Source organism: Agrobacterium sp. GW821-FHT14E08 (genome assembly GCF_058803865.1).
Genome location: NZ_JBXAPJ010000002.1, coordinates 37,979 through 51,155, shown reverse-complemented (window position 1 = coordinate 51,155; position 13,177 = coordinate 37,979). Strand labels below are relative to the sequence as shown.

The 13,177-nt window shown below is 60.8% G+C and carries 15 protein-coding genes; 10 read left to right on the top strand and 5 right to left on the bottom strand.

Annotation, left to right across the window (positions count from 1 at the left end; all coding sequences use genetic code 11):
- Positions 1-71: 71 nt before the first annotated feature.
- Complete coding sequence (locus tag AC1ROR_RS09035; protein ID WP_498589225.1) at positions 72-1,040, top strand: alpha/beta hydrolase family protein; 969 nt, start codon at positions 72-74, stop codon at positions 1,038-1,040.
- Between the two features lie 39 nt (positions 1,041-1,079).
- On the opposite strand, the gene AC1ROR_RS09030 is transcribed toward AC1ROR_RS09035, so the two are convergent.
- Positions 1,080-3,779: a heavy metal translocating P-type ATPase gene (locus AC1ROR_RS09030; protein WP_498589224.1), complete on the bottom strand. Its 2,700-nt coding sequence runs from the start codon at positions 3,777-3,779 to the stop codon at positions 1,080-1,082.
- Between the two features lie 167 nt (positions 3,780-3,946).
- On the opposite strand from AC1ROR_RS09030, the gene AC1ROR_RS09025 reads away from it, so the two are divergent.
- Both AC1ROR_RS09025 and AC1ROR_RS09020 read left to right on the top strand, forming a co-directional pair.
- Entirely contained in the window at positions 3,947-4,879 is a 933-nt protein-coding gene (locus tag AC1ROR_RS09025; protein WP_498589223.1) for a L,D-transpeptidase, read from the top strand.
- 158 nt (positions 4,880-5,037) lie between these two features.
- Entirely contained in the window at positions 5,038-5,763 is a 726-nt protein-coding gene (locus AC1ROR_RS09020; protein WP_498589222.1) for a L,D-transpeptidase, read from the top strand.
- Positions 5,764-5,821: 58 nt separating this feature from the next.
- On the opposite strand, the gene AC1ROR_RS09015 is transcribed toward AC1ROR_RS09020, so the two are convergent.
- Positions 5,822-6,280 (bottom strand): MarR family winged helix-turn-helix transcriptional regulator, encoded by a 459-nt coding sequence (locus AC1ROR_RS09015; protein WP_035218441.1) that lies wholly within the window; start codon positions 6,278-6,280, stop codon positions 5,822-5,824.
- 193 nt (positions 6,281-6,473) lie between these two features.
- Between AC1ROR_RS09015 and AC1ROR_RS09010 the strand changes: the two genes are divergently transcribed.
- From AC1ROR_RS09010 to AC1ROR_RS09000, 3 genes are all read left to right on the top strand, one after another.
- Positions 6,474-6,896: an organic hydroperoxide resistance protein gene (locus tag AC1ROR_RS09010; RefSeq protein ID WP_080836514.1), complete on the top strand. Its 423-nt coding sequence runs from the start codon at positions 6,474-6,476 to the stop codon at positions 6,894-6,896.
- 95 nt (positions 6,897-6,991) lie between these two features.
- Positions 6,992-7,375 carry an MbcA/ParS/Xre antitoxin family protein gene (locus tag AC1ROR_RS09005; protein ID WP_003494347.1) on the top strand — a complete coding sequence of 128 codons (384 nt, stop codon included), beginning with the start codon at positions 6,992-6,994 and terminating at the stop codon, positions 7,373-7,375.
- Complete coding sequence (locus AC1ROR_RS09000; RefSeq protein ID WP_035218439.1) at positions 7,335-8,096, top strand: RES family NAD+ phosphorylase; 762 nt, start codon at positions 7,335-7,337, stop codon at positions 8,094-8,096. The genes AC1ROR_RS09005 and AC1ROR_RS09000 overlap by 41 nt, the downstream gene beginning before the upstream one ends.
- A gap of 208 nt (positions 8,097-8,304) precedes the next feature.
- Here AC1ROR_RS09000 and AC1ROR_RS08995 read toward each other — a convergent pair whose 3' ends face one another.
- Together AC1ROR_RS08995 and AC1ROR_RS08990 are read right to left on the bottom strand one after the other, a co-directional pair.
- Complete coding sequence (locus tag AC1ROR_RS08995) at positions 8,305-8,727, bottom strand: YciI family protein (RefSeq protein ID WP_080833775.1); 423 nt, start codon at positions 8,725-8,727, stop codon at positions 8,305-8,307.
- A 101-nt stretch (positions 8,728-8,828) separates the two neighbouring features.
- A complete protein-coding gene (locus tag AC1ROR_RS08990) occupies positions 8,829-9,275 on the bottom strand; it encodes a MarR family winged helix-turn-helix transcriptional regulator (protein WP_035241775.1) in 447 nt (148 codons plus the stop codon).
- Here AC1ROR_RS08990 and AC1ROR_RS08985 point away from each other — a divergent pair.
- The 4 genes from AC1ROR_RS08985 to AC1ROR_RS08970 all read left to right on the top strand — a co-directional run bounded on the left by AC1ROR_RS08985 (position 9,242) and on the right by AC1ROR_RS08970 (position 11,548).
- Positions 9,242-9,400: a hypothetical protein gene (locus AC1ROR_RS08985; RefSeq protein WP_191855993.1), complete on the top strand. Its 159-nt coding sequence runs from the start codon at positions 9,242-9,244 to the stop codon at positions 9,398-9,400. The two genes, AC1ROR_RS08990 and AC1ROR_RS08985, sit on opposite strands and share 34 nt — an antisense overlap.
- Before the next feature lie 24 nt (positions 9,401-9,424).
- Positions 9,425-10,153, top strand: coding sequence for a DUF899 domain-containing protein (locus AC1ROR_RS08980; RefSeq protein WP_498589221.1), 729 nt, complete (start codon positions 9,425-9,427; stop codon positions 10,151-10,153).
- Positions 10,154-10,179: 26 nt separating this feature from the next.
- Entirely contained in the window at positions 10,180-10,674 is a 495-nt protein-coding gene (locus tag AC1ROR_RS08975) for a DUF1579 domain-containing protein (protein WP_498589220.1), read from the top strand.
- 94 nt (positions 10,675-10,768) lie between these two features.
- A complete protein-coding gene (locus AC1ROR_RS08970; RefSeq protein WP_498589219.1) occupies positions 10,769-11,548 on the top strand; it encodes a VOC family protein in 780 nt (259 codons plus the stop codon).
- A 56-nt stretch (positions 11,549-11,604) separates the two neighbouring features.
- Here AC1ROR_RS08970 and AC1ROR_RS08965 read toward each other — a convergent pair whose 3' ends face one another.
- Entirely contained in the window at positions 11,605-13,119 is a 1,515-nt protein-coding gene (locus AC1ROR_RS08965) for an ABC-F family ATP-binding cassette domain-containing protein (protein WP_498589218.1), read from the bottom strand.
- Positions 13,120-13,177: the final 58 nt, after the last annotated feature.

Below are 13,177 nucleotides of genomic sequence, written 5' to 3'. Positions count from 1 at the left end.
TCCGTGATTGGACAGTTTCCCGCCGCAGTGTTGAACTGCTAATATTCTCATTCCCGCCCTCAGGTGCACATATGGCAGAAAAACGCTTTCTCTCCTCACCTTTCGGACAGGAAGAGAGCGGCGTGATCTGCCCGAGCCTGACGCGGCGCGGCCTGCTTGTCGGCGCGATTGGCGCCTCGGTGGCAGCGCTCTTGCCGCCGGGTGCAAGCGCGGCGGGTTTTTCCGCCCCCGAAGTCCTGCCGCTCGAAAGACAGGACTATGCGGAGGCCCGCAGACGTTTCCACACCCATCTGCTGCGCAAGATGCCCGCACCGGAAAAATCCTCAGCCCTCGGCACGCCACCCGGTGCCGAACGGGTTACCTATCCGGGCGGGCCTGACGGCTCCATCGAGCTTGTCGCCTGGCTCTCCCACTACCAGCCATCCGGGACGCCGAAACCAGCCGTCGTGTTTCTCCACGGCGGCAATGCCACGGGTGACGGCCATTGGGCGCTGATGAAGCCCTATTGGGAAGCCGGTTTCGTCGTGCTTCTCCCGTCCTTCCGGGGTGAGAACGGCCAGAACGGCAATTATTCCGGTTTTTATGATGAAACGGCGGATGCGCTGGCGGCTGCGGCCTATCTGGAAAACCTGCCAGGCATCGACAAAAAGCGGTTCTTCATCGCCGGCCATTCCAATGGCGGCACGCTGACGCTGCTGGCGGCCATGAGCCGCAAATTTCGCGCCGCCGCGCCCATGTCCGCAGGCGTCAATTCATGGCGCTACTTCAACCGCTATTCGGACGAGATCTGTTTCGATGAAACCGACGAGCGCGAATTCATCATGCGCTCCTCGGTCTGTTTCGGCCCCAGCCTCAAATGTCCGGCACTGCTGCTGCGTGGTGACGAAGAGCGGCCTTTTGATGCCGATCACCAGCTGTTTGTCGATCGTGCTTTGTCTTCCGGTTTCAAGGTCGACAAAAAACTGCTGCCCGGAACCCACAATGGCGTGGTCCCGGGCGCGGTGACGGAAAGCATCCGCTTTTTCAATCAATTCACATAAAAGGCCGAAAGCCGCTCGCGGCTTTCGGCTCTTCTGAAGTCAGGCGCTCTTCTTGAAATAGCCGAGCAGCCGCATGGCATTGGCGGTAACGAGAACCGTCGCGCCGGTATCGGCAAAGACCGCGAGCCACAGGCCGGAAAGGCCGGTAACCGTCGTCACCAGAAACACCGCCTTCAGGCCAAGCGCGATCGTCACATTCTGGCGGATATTCGCCATCGTGGCGCGCGAAAGGCCGATAAGGCGGGCCGCATCGCCGACATTGTTGCGCATCAGCGCCGCATCCGCCGCTTCCATCGCCACATCCGTGCCCGAGCCGATGGCGACACCGACGCTGGCGGCGGCAAGCGCCGGCGCATCGTTGATGCCGTCACCCACCATCACCACGGTCTTTTGGGCGGCCAGCTTGCGGATTTCCTCGACCTTGTTCTGCGGCAGGAGTTCGCCGCGCGCTTCAAGGCCCAGCTTGTTGCCGATGGCACGCGCCGTGCGGGCATTGTCACCCGACAGCATCAGCGAGGAAATGCCCATGTCCTTCAGCGCCTTGACACCTTCAGCCGCATCCTTGCGCGGTTCGTCGCGCATGGCGAAGAGGCCGCTTGCGGTTCCGCCGGCCATCACGACAGCCACCGTCTTGCCTTCGCTTTCGAGTGCGGAAATGCGATCGGCAAGGTCCTTCGAGAGGGTGCCGACTTCGGTTGCAAAGCGCGGCGCGCCAATGAACAGGTCCTTTCCGCCGACAGTGCCCTGCATGCCGCGACCGGAAATCGCCTTGATGTTGGAGCCGGGCAGCGGCTTCACGCCAGCCTTTTCGGCGTGGTTGACGATGGCCCGCGCCAGCGGATGGCTCGATTCATGCTCGATGGTTGCCGCTTCGGCGATCAACCCGACCTCGTTGCCATCAAGCGCCACCACGTCGGTCACCACAGGTTCGCCAAGCGTCAGCGTGCCCGTCTTGTCGAAGGCGACGGTTTCGGTGCGCGCCAGCATCTCAATGACCGCGCCGCCCTTCACCAGCATGCCGTGGCGTGCCGCAGCCGAAAGGCTGGAGGCGATGGCCGCGGGAACGGAAATGACGAGCGCGCAGGGGCAGCCGATCAGAAGCAAGGCGAGACCGCGATAAATCCAGGTGTCCCAGTCGCCGAGACCTGCCAGCGGCGGCACGATGATGGTGAGCACGGAGATCGCCACGATCAGCGGCATGTAATAACGTGAGAAGTTCTGGATGAAGCGCTCGGTCGGCGCGCGCGCATCCTGCGCTTCCTCGACAAGCGTGATGATGCGGGCGATCGTGTTGTCTTCCGGTGCGCGGTCGACGCGGATGCGCAGCGAACCGTCATGGTTGATCGAGCCGGCAAAGACGCGCGCGCCTTTTTCCTTGGCGACGGGAATGCTCTCGCCGGTCATCGGCGATTCGTCGACGCTCGATTCACCTTCCATCACCACGCCATCGGCGGCGATACGGTCGCCCGGACGTGCCACGACCACCTGGCCGATGCGCACCTGATCGGCGGCGACCTGACGCAGCGCGCCGTTTTCCTCCACCAGTGCCGTTTTCGGCAGCAGCGAGCCAAGGGCCTTGATGCCCGAACGGGCGCGAGCGGCCGCAAAGCCCTCCAGCAATTCACCGACGGAGAACAGGAGCACGACGATGGCCGCCTCTTCCGCCTCGCCGATGAAGATCGCGCCGATGGCGGCAATCGTCATCAGCATCTCGATGGTGAAGATCGCGCCGAAACGCGCCGCGTTGAAGGCATTGCGTGCAATGGGGAACAGCGTCACCAGCGTCGCGACGATGAAGGCGTAACCGCCCCAGGCCGGAAAGCTCAGCTCCGCCGCATAGGCGACCGCGACCAGAATGGTGCCGGTGAAAGTGTTACGGGCCTTTGCGGTGCGCCACCAGGCGCCTTTTTCATCCGCGCCGTGGGCATGGCCGACTTCAGCGCTCGGCGCTGCTGCCGTCACCGTCTGCGCCTTGTCATGCGAATGACCGGCGTGATCATGGTCGTGGCCGCCGCAATTTGCGTGGTCGTGATCCGAGTGATCATGGCCGGCGTGATCGTGGCCTGAATGGTCATGCCCGGAATGGTCATGCTTGTGATCGTGGTCGTGATCATGGCCGCTGCACGAACCGTGGTCGTGATTATGATCCTCCACCTTTTCGCGGGCAGCCTTTTCCTGCGGCAGCAAAGCGGGCTTGAAGCCGAGCTTGCGCAGCGTGTCCTCGATTTTTTCGACCGGGGTTTTGCTTTCTGCAAGCGACAGGTTCAGCCTTTCGCGTGCGACGGATACCTTGACGTCGGCAACACCGGGCAGGCGCGAGAGCGCGGTTTCGATCTTCGCCGCGCAGCTGCCGCAATCCATGCCGCCCACAGAAAAGATCAGGGCATTGCTGCCGTCAGCCTTCGCCTCCGTGTCGGCATGGTGGTGGCCACCGCACGATGAATGGTCGTGATGCTCGGTCTCGATTTTTGCCTGCGGGGCCTTTTCCTGTGGCAGCAGGGCCGGTTTGAAGCCGAGCTTGCGCAGCGTATCTTCGATCTTTGCGACCGGCGTTTTGTTCTCGGCGAGCGACAGGTTCAGCCTCTCCCGCGCAACGGAAACCTTGACATCGGCCACGCCGGGCAGGCGCGAGAGCGCGGTTTCGATCTTCGCAGCACAGCTGCCGCAATCCATGCCGCCGACCGTGAAGGTCAATTCCTCGGAGTTGCTGTTCAAATTGTCGCGTGTCGAAATATTCATGATTTCCGCTCCTGAATTCCAATCGACAGCCAATCTGGCACCTCTAGCAACTAGAGGTTCAAGAGCAAAAATGCGGTTTCTCGATTTTTTTTGAGAGACCCACACCAGCTTCGCGCCAGCCGCGTGGTGCATCTTGCCGCCACAGTTGGTTCCATGAAGCGGTTCAGATGACAGCACTCCTATTGAAAAACGGCCGCCGGGCGGCCTCTCTGGCGGGCCTTGCGTTGCTGCCCCTGTTGAGCGGCTGCCTTTTCGTAACGGATACGAGCCGGATGAACCCTGACGTCTTCGTGCAGGAAACCGCGCCCGTCTTCAATTTCAATTCCGTAAGCTCCAATCGCCAGCCGGAACTGCCGCCGCAGCCGGGCCAGCTTTCCACGCGCCCGCCGGACCTGTTCAGAACCCGCTTCCATCAGGAATATGGCCCGCCGGTGCGCGGCCAGGGTCTCAGCGCACCGCAGGTTCAGGGTATGAACGCGCCGCGGGCCATGGGCCAGAGCTCGCCGCTCGTACCCGATCGGATGGCGACCTATGGCCTGCCGGTCTCCAACCCGCTGCACCGGGTGATGTATGGGCCGATCCGCGATGATGACCGTTCGCTGCCGGCCATTCCCTATAGCCGCATCGATCCGCGCTATTTGAGACAGGAAGTAAGTTACCAGACGGCGGAAGCGCCGGGCACCATCATCGTCGATACAAAGCAGCATTTCCTTTATCTGGTGCAATCGGGCGGCAAGGCCATCCGTTACGGCGTCGGCCTTGGACGTGACGGCTACGCCTGGTCAGGTCGCGGCAAGATCCAGTGGAAGGCGAAGTGGCCGCGCTGGACACCGCCCGACGAAATGGTAAAGCGCCAGCCGGAACTCACCTCCATTTCCGCCGCCAATGGCGGCATGACGCCGGGTCTCAACAATCCGCTCGGCGCCCGTGCGCTTTATATTTTCAAGGACGGCAAGGACACGCTTTACCGCGTACACGGCACGCCTGACTGGCAGTCCGTCGGCAAGGCGACCTCGTCCGGCTGCGTGCGCATGCTCAATCAGGACGTGATCGACCTCTATGAACGCGTGCCGCAAGGGGCGCAGATTGTGGTTATCTGACCACGTTCTGAAAGAAAGCGCTGTGCCGCGCTGTCGCTCAAACGCCTTGTGACTGGCTTTTAGCGGTCGGTTAACTATTTTCGCAATACGCCTGAGACGTGGAGCAAACGACGTACAACGGCGATATAGCCGTTCGAAATGTGGGACAAACCGGCCTTATGACAAGCACCGACACAGATCTTTCCAGACGCACCTTCCTTTCCCTTCTCGGCATTTCCTCCGCTTCGCTTCTGTCAGGCTGCGCCTCGTCGGGCACGGGAGACGCCATCCGCCAGCAGGCAAGCGCCATCGGCAGCGATTTCCGCCAGATGTTCTCGCCGGGCGTCAGCGATGCGGAACTGGCCGTCATGTACGGCTCCGTCGAGGATGGCGGTTACGTCATTCCCGCCGTGCCCTATCAGAAAATCGACCGGCGTTATTATCGCCAGCGGGTTGTCGACCCGACCGGCGAGCGCCCCGGCACCGTCGTCGTGGATACGCGTTCGCGCTTCCTTTATGTCGTGGAGCAGGGCGGCAGCGCCATGCGTTACGGCGTCGGCATCGGCCGCGATGGCTTCGCATGGTCGGGTGAAGGCGTCATCCAGTGGCGTCAGAAATGGCCGAAATGGACCCCGCCGGATGAAATGGTCGCCCGCCAGCCGGAACTGGTCAAATATTCCTCCAAGAATGGCGGCATGCCGCCGGGCCTCAAGAACCCGCTCGGTGCCCGCGCACTCTATATCTTCCAGAACGGCAAGGACACGCTTTACCGCCTGCACGGCTCGCCGGAATGGAACTCCATCGGCAAGGCCGTCTCCTCGGGCTGCGTGCGCCTGATGAACCAGGACGTCATCGACCTTTACGACCGCGTGCCGCAGAAGGCGCGTGTGGTGGTGTGGCAGTAAGCCGAGACTCAATCGCATAAAAAGGCGGCCTTGTGCCGCCTTTATCTTTGGGGGGGGACTAAGGGCGCGCCAGATTGTCCTTCAGCGCATTCACCCGGTCCCTGAGCTGCGCCAGTTCTTCCAGCCCGCAGCCGGTGGCGCCGCCGATTGCGGCCATGATCTTCACGCCCTCTTTTTTGAGCTCGGCGCCCTTTGGTGTCATGGCCACCAGCACCTGCCGCTCGTCCACGGTGCCACGCTTGCGGGTGATAAGGCCCGCCTGCTCTAGCCTTTTCAGCAACGGTGAAAGCGTGCCGGAATCAAGGCCCAGCATTTCGCCGAGGGCCTTCACGGTGGAGGTCTGTTTTTCCCACAGCGCCATCATGACCAGATATTGCGGATAGGTCAGTCCGATCGGATCGAGCAGCGGCTTGTAGGCCCGCGTGAAGGCGTGCGCCGCACCATAAAGGGCGAAGCATATCTGCTGGTCCAGCCTCAACAGGCTTTCCATCTTCGTGTCGTTGCCCTCTGCGCCCATTGTTTTGCTCCAAAATAAACCGGGGAGGGAACAATCAGCCCCCGCTTTCGGTTCCTGCCGCATGGATGCGCGGCGAAATTTCGTGAAAACTATCGCAAAAAACGAATTTTCATTCAATGTGCAAAATTATATTGCGCACAATTTAATTGTTCGCTATAAGAGCTTCAACACCAACCCGAAGGGAGTAAATGCCATGCCTATTCTCTATACGACCAAAGCATCCGCCACCGGTGGCCGCGCCGGCAACGCCAAGTCGGAAGACGGCGTTCTCGACGTCACCCTGACCGTTCCGAAGGAACTGGGCGGCGATGGCGCCACCGGCACCAATCCGGAGCAGCTTTTCGCTGCCGGTTATTCGGCCTGCTTCCTTGGCGCCTTGAAGTTTGTCGCCGGCAAGGAAAAGGTAAAGATTCCTGAAGACACGACTGTGACGGCGACCGTCGGTATCGGTCCGCGCGAAGACGGCGGCGGTTTTGGCATCGAAGTATCGTTGAAGGCGAATATTCCGGGCGTTGATCGCGAGGTTGCCGAAAAGCTGGTTGCCGCCGCGCATATCGTCTGCCCCTATAGCCACGCCATGCGTACCTCCACGGAAGTGCCGGTCTCGGTGGCCTGATTTTACGAGATTGAAAAGCGAGGCCGGGTTCATCCCGGCCTTCTTGTTTTCAGAAAGAAAAATGCTATATTCTTTCCAAGGAAAGGATATGCGCCATGAATATTCACGCCAAGACCGCCAGTGATCCTGCATCGCAGGGCAGGGTCGTTACCAAGGCCGTCATCGCCGCTGCCGAACGGCTGGGCCTGAACGCTGCCCGCACGGCGGATATTCTCGGTGTTTCCGCGCCCACGGTGTCGCGCATGAAACGGCTGGATTTCCTGCTGGAACCGGGCGCAAAGTCCTTCGAGCTTGCGGTGCTGCTGATCCGGGTGTTTCGTTCACTGGACGCCATCGCCGGTGGCGATGAGGCGGTCGCGAAAAACTGGCTGCGCAATCACAATACGGCGCTTGATGCCGTGCCTGCCGACAGACTCACCACCATTACCGGATTGATCGATGTCCTCTCCTATCTGGACGCCCGACGCGCTCCTGTCTGAAAAACGCGCCGCATCGGGAAAATACTGGCGGCTGGTGGAGGCGCAACATCAGGTTTCCACCATGAAGCTGGTGGATACGGTGGAGGAGCAGTCGCTGCTGGAAGATATTCTGGAGGCGAGCAAGCGGCCGTTTCCGCCGGAATGCGCCGGTTTCGACTATCTTCTCGCCACGCCCTTCCGTTATGGCGCCGCCTATCCGCATGGCTCGCGTTTCCGCCGGGCAGGGTTCACCGAAGGCGTTTATTACGCCGCCGCCAGGGTGGAAACGGCGTTGGCGGAAATGGCCTTCTACCGGCTGCTGTTTTACGCGGAATCCCCCGGCACGCCGTTACCCGCCAATCCCGCCGACTATTCCGCCTTTGCCGCCCGTGTCGCGACTGATGCGGCGCTTGATCTGACGAAGCCGAAACTGAGCCGGGACGAGGCGCACTGGAGCGACCTGCAGAATTACGAGCCATGCCAGGCGCTCGCCGAGCAGGCACGGCTGGTAAAAATCGAGGCCATTCTTTACCGCTCGGTGCGCGATCCCGCAGGCGGCCTCAACATTGCCATCCTGTCGCCCAGGGCCTTTGCCGCAAAAGCGCCGGTGGAACGGATGAGCTGGCGTATTCACCTGTCCAAAACCGGGGTGCAGGCGCTTTGCGAATTTCCGATGCGCAGAACTGGTTTTTCGGTTTCGGATTTTGCCGGTGATCCGCGTCTGGCGGGTCTGTTGGGTTGATTATCGTTTGTTAGGCAGGACATCGCCGCCTGTTTCTTCTCCCCGCAGGGGAGAAGGTGGCCCGAAGGGTCGGATGAGGGGGCAACGGCAGCGATGGACCGCACCCTTGCCCACTCATCCCGCTGCCGCGGACTTCTCCCCCTCGGGGAGAAGAAACAAGCGGCATCCCTACAGTCCAATCGGGCCTAGCCGTAAGTTCGGACAGCCCTTACTGCTTCGCCACACGCGCACGCAACTCCTCCACATGCGCGGCGATTTCCGGTGTCACCGCATCGCCGAAATCTTCCATTTCAAACATCGGGCGAATTTCGATCTCGCTTTTTTCCAGCATCGGGTTGGGGCAGCGTTTTACCCATTCCACCGCTTCATCCATGTCCTTCACCTGCCAGAGCCAGAAGCCGGCAACCAGTTCGTTGGTATGCGGGAAGGGGCCGTCGATCACGCTGCGGCTGTCGCCGTCAAAAACGATCCGCTTGCCCCTGGAGGAGGGGTGCAGGCCGTCGCCGGAAAGCATGATGCCGGCATTGACCAGTTCCTCGTTGAATTTCCCCATCGCCTCCATCAATTCGGTCGTCGGCATGACGCCATCTTCGCTGCTTTTGGTTGCCTTCACAAAAACGATGACACGCATTGTCTTTCCTCCTTGGTTGCGTCTTCCCGATAGTTTCGCCGTTCGGCGCGACGGCCCGATGACATTTTCACGGACAAAAGTGGCGATATGCCGCCTCCCTGTCAGCCGAGATCGATGAGATCGCGGCGCAGCCGGTCAGGGTCGCCGCTGCCGATGCGGGCTTCTATTTCGGCATGGGTCTGTTCCCAGATGGGGAAGGCGGCGGCGAGCACGGCCATGCCATCGGCCGTCAGCCGCAGGCGCTTGCCGCGCTTGTCCCTGGGGTCCTGCTCGATGCTGACCAGCCCGCGTCGCTCCAGCGGCTTCAGCGCTGCGGTCAGCGTCGTGCGGTCCATGGCCAGAAGGTTGGCGACCGGCCCCATGGGCGGCGGTTCCGGCCGGTTGAGCGACATCAGCAGCGAAAACTGGCCATTGTTGATGCCAACAGGCTTCAGCGCATTGTCGAACAGCCGTGCAAGCGCCCGCGCCGCACGCTGCGCATGCAGGCAGAGACAGGCGTCCCGCACGAAAAGAGTTGCTGAAAAAGGAATCACGCTGGCGTTTGACATGGGATAAATATGTTGATATCAACCTAATTAGTCAAGCGGAACTTGATGCCCCGCTGATGGTTTTATTGACTTTCAATGCAGAAATAGGCGGCGCGCTGCGTGGGAGCGGAGTGGTGCCGTGGTGAAAGACGGATCAAGGAGGAAAGATCATGTCTCATCCCGTTGTTTCGAATGAAGAGTGGATTGCGGCCCGCCGCGACCTGCTGGTGAAGGAAAAGGAACTGACCCGCGCCCGCGACCGTCTGAACGAAGCGCGGCGTGCATTGCCCTGGGAAGAGGTGACGAAGGACTATATTTTCGATGCACCTTCCGGCCCGAAATCGCTGAAGGAACTGTTCGGCACCTGCAGCCAGCTCATCGTCTACCATTTCATGCTGGCGCCCGACTGGGAGGAGGGATGCACCGGCTGTTCCTTTTTCGCCGACCATGTCGATGGTGCGATGGTTCACCTGAAGCACGGCGATGCGGCCTTCGTCGCGGTCTCACGCGCGCCGCTCGACAAGATCGAGGGCTACAGACGCCGCATGGGCTGGAAGTTTCCGTGGGTTTCGGCTGACGGCAGCGACTTCAACTATGATTATCAGGCCTCCTTCCGCGATGAGGATATCGAGAGCGGGGCTATCACCTATAATTACCGTGAAATCGAGCCGATGGGCGCCCTGAAGGACCTGCACGGTGTCAGCGTTTTCGCCAAGGGTGAGGACGGCAAGATCTACCATACCTATTCCGCCTATGCCCGCGGCATGGAACAGGCGCTCGGCACGCTGATGCTGCTCGATCTGGTGCCAAAAGGCCGTAACGAAGACGGGGTAATGGATTGGGTGCGTCGGCACGATCAATATGAGGACGAGCCGAAAGCCGCATCCTGCTGCCACTGAAAACAGACAGACGAGGAGGACACAAGATGGAAATGGAAATCGCCAAACCGCAGAAGGAACATGAATTCCTGAAGAGGATTGTCGGAGACTGGGTCATGACCTCCAGTTCCGGCCATGAGGGATATGATCCGGACGATCCGAACCAGCAATTCAACGAGACCGTCCGCTCCATTGGCGGGCTGTGGATCATTGGCGAAGGCACCGGCAAGATGCCTGACGGAACGGAGATGACGGCCGTCATTACGGTGGGTTTCGACCCGGCCAGGGGCAATTTCGTCGGCACCTGGGTGGGGTCGATGATGACCAATCTCTGGGTCTACAAAGGCTGGCTGGAAGATGACGGCAAGACCCTGACGCTGGAAGCGGAAGGGCCTGCCTTTGACGGTTCCGGCCGCATCGACACCTATCACGATGTGCTGGTGCTGCATGACGACAACCACCGCAGCTTTTCCGGCAGCGTCAAGCAGCCGGATGGCACCTTCAAAACCTTCATGACATCGGAGTTCCGGCGCAAGGCGTAAAGCCGCGCCGGAATTCATCTGCACCAGAAGCGCCGCCGCATCCTGCAGCGGATAATCGCTGAAACCTCGCACCAAGATCTCCGGAGGAGACGACATGTCCGATACACACGGAAAATTCATATGGGTCGAGCTCATGACGCCTGACATGGAAGCGGCCGCCCGCTTTTATGGCCATGCCATCGGCTGGCAGACCAAGGATTTCGGTTCGCCGGAAATGCCCTATCTCGTGCTGGAAGCCGACGGCAAAGGCATGGGCGGCATCATGGAGCTGACCGAGGAACACAAGGGCCAGGGCATTCCGCCGAACTGGACGGGTTATGTCTCCGTGGACGACGTCGATGCCTCGGCCAGGCAGTTTGAGGAAAAGGGCGGCTCCGTCATGCGCCAGCCGCAGGACATCCCGGAAATCGACCGGTTTGCGGTGGTGGCCGATCCCTATGGTGCGGTTCTATGCATCATGACCCCGCTGCCGATGGAGAGCGGCGGTTTCCCCGAGGACATGCAGAGCAAGCAGGGGCATGTCGGCTGGTACGAACTGATGACGGGCGATGTGGATGGAGCGACCGCCTTTTACGGCGAAGTTTTCGGCTGGACCAAGGACCATGATTTCGACATGGGCGAAATGGGGCCGTACCGCATCTTCGCCCATAACGGCAAAGCCATCGGCGGCATGATGAAACGCATGCCGCAGGTACCCGTCTGTTATTGGGGTTATTACTTCAATGTCGACGGTATCGATGACGCCGTCACCCGCATCAGCACCGGCGGCGGCAAGGTCGTCAACGGCCCGATGGAAGTGCCCGGTGAAAGCTGGATCGTCAATTGCCAGGACCCGCAAGGCGCTTTCTTCTCGCTGGTTTCGCAGAAGAAATAACAATTCATACCCCTCCCGCCATCGAGCTGGCGGGAGGGGTGATTTGCCGGAGGCGGTTATGCCGAGGCGAAAAACGCTTCCGGGTCCTCGACCTCTACCAGTTTGCGTTTGTCTATCAGCCAGAAACGGGTTCCGACCGCCCGCACGAAACTTCTGTCATGTGAAATGAGGACGCAGCTGGCCTCACGACCGGTAATCTCCGCCTCCAGCGCTTCCTGCCCTTCAATGTCCAGATGGTTGGTGGGCTCGTCCAGCAGGTAGAAATTCGGCTCCGCCAGCCGCAGCGCCAGCATGGCCAGCCGCGCCTTCTGCCCACCGGAAAGCGTTGCGATGCGGCGCTTCTGCATTTCCATGTCGATCCCCGCACCCGCAAGCAGGCCGTGCACACGCTGGTCGCCAATGTCGAAACGGCGCATCAGGAGCGCGAAGGCTGTGCTGTCGTCATCGATTTCGGCAAGCGACTGATCGACATAGCCTGCTACCAGCGAAGGCGTGGCCTTTATGCCGTCCTGCATCTGGCCAGCGTCCGTTATCGCCTGCTTCAGAAGCGAGATCAGCCGCGTCTTGCCGACGCCGTTGCGGCCGAGAATGACGACGCGGTCGCCCTGGCGGATAAATTGCCGGCCGGTGCGGAACAGCAATGTCCCGTCCGGTGTCGAGACAGGGACATCTTCCAGTGTAATCAGGACCTTGGCATGGGTGCCGCGATTGGCGAGCTGGATCTTGCCGGCCGATCGTTCCTGATGTGCAGGCCGCGCTTTTTCCTCCAGCCTTTCGGCGCGCTGGCGCAACTGCTTGGTCTTGATGGTCAGAAGATCGCTGCCGGAATTGATGCCGATATTGTTGAGTTTCGCGGCCTGCCGGCGCAATTGCTGCGCGGTCTTCATGTCCCGCTGGAAACGCCGTTCGTCGGCGGCATCCTCCTCGGCGAGTGCCGTACGCGCGTGGCTATAGGGCAGGCGGAAGAGTGCCGAATTTTCCGGCCGCAGAAACAGCGTGGTTCTCGTGACATTGTCGAGGAAGGCGCGGTCATGGCTGACGATGACGACCGCCGTATCGCGCGGCAGCTGCCCCAGCCAGTTTTCCAGCACATTGATTTTTTCAAGATCGAGATGGTTGGTCGGCTCGTCGAGCAGGAGAACATCCGGCTCGGTGATCCAGGCCCGCGCCAGCATGGCAAGCCTCTGCCAGCCGCCGCTCAACTCTTTCAAAAGGCGCTGACGATAGGGCTCCGGCACCATCATGGCGTCGAAAATAATATCGGCGCGCCAACTCTCATTGTCGATCGCATCCGCCGGCAGGGCGGAAAGCACGGCGTCCCGCATCGTCTGTTCCAGAAGCGCCGACGGCAGGTGCTGATGGACGATGGACTGCGTCAGCCCGCGCAGCCGGGTAATATCGCCGCTGGTGGCGTCCAGTTCACCGGCAAGGCAATTGAGCAGGGTGGACTTGCCGCAGCCATTCGCCGCCACGATGCCGATGCGATCTCCCGCATTCACGGTGAGGCTGAGATTGGAGAAAAGTGGTTTTCCCAGAATGATTCCGAGATTGCGAAGCGTGATAAGGGTCATGAAGTCGTCTCTGGCAAACGGACCAGCAACGAGCCGTGGTCCGCCATGGGCAGGACTG

Coding starts and splice junctions, on each gene's coding strand:
- AC1ROR_RS09025 (WP_498589223.1), top strand. CDS start 3,947: ATGACAGCACTCCTATTGAAAAACGGCCGCCGGGCGGCCTCTCTGGCG.
- AC1ROR_RS09030 (WP_498589224.1), bottom strand. CDS start 3,779: ATGAATATTTCGACACGCGACAATTTGAACAGCAACTCCGAGGAATTG.
- AC1ROR_RS09010 (WP_080836514.1), top strand. CDS start 6,474: ATGCCTATTCTCTATACGACCAAAGCATCCGCCACCGGTGGCCGCGCC.
- AC1ROR_RS09000 (WP_035218439.1), top strand. CDS start 7,335: ATGTCCTCTCCTATCTGGACGCCCGACGCGCTCCTGTCTGAAAAACGC.
- AC1ROR_RS08995 (WP_080833775.1), bottom strand. CDS start 8,727: ATGCGTGTCATCGTTTTTGTGAAGGCAACCAAAAGCAGCGAAGATGGC.
- AC1ROR_RS08970 (WP_498589219.1), top strand. CDS start 10,769: ATGTCCGATACACACGGAAAATTCATATGGGTCGAGCTCATGACGCCT.
- AC1ROR_RS09005 (WP_003494347.1), top strand. CDS start 6,992: ATGAATATTCACGCCAAGACCGCCAGTGATCCTGCATCGCAGGGCAGG.
- AC1ROR_RS08990 (WP_035241775.1), bottom strand. CDS start 9,275: ATGTCAAACGCCAGCGTGATTCCTTTTTCAGCAACTCTTTTCGTGCGG.
- AC1ROR_RS08965 (WP_498589218.1), bottom strand. CDS start 13,119: ATGACCCTTATCACGCTTCGCAATCTCGGAATCATTCTGGGAAAACCA.
- AC1ROR_RS08980 (WP_498589221.1), top strand. CDS start 9,425: ATGTCTCATCCCGTTGTTTCGAATGAAGAGTGGATTGCGGCCCGCCGC.
- AC1ROR_RS09015 (WP_035218441.1), bottom strand. CDS start 6,280: ATGGGCGCAGAGGGCAACGACACGAAGATGGAAAGCCTGTTGAGGCTG.
- AC1ROR_RS08975 (WP_498589220.1), top strand. CDS start 10,180: ATGGAAATGGAAATCGCCAAACCGCAGAAGGAACATGAATTCCTGAAG.
- AC1ROR_RS09020 (WP_498589222.1), top strand. CDS start 5,038: ATGACAAGCACCGACACAGATCTTTCCAGACGCACCTTCCTTTCCCTT.
- AC1ROR_RS09035 (WP_498589225.1), top strand. CDS start 72: ATGGCAGAAAAACGCTTTCTCTCCTCACCTTTCGGACAGGAAGAGAGC.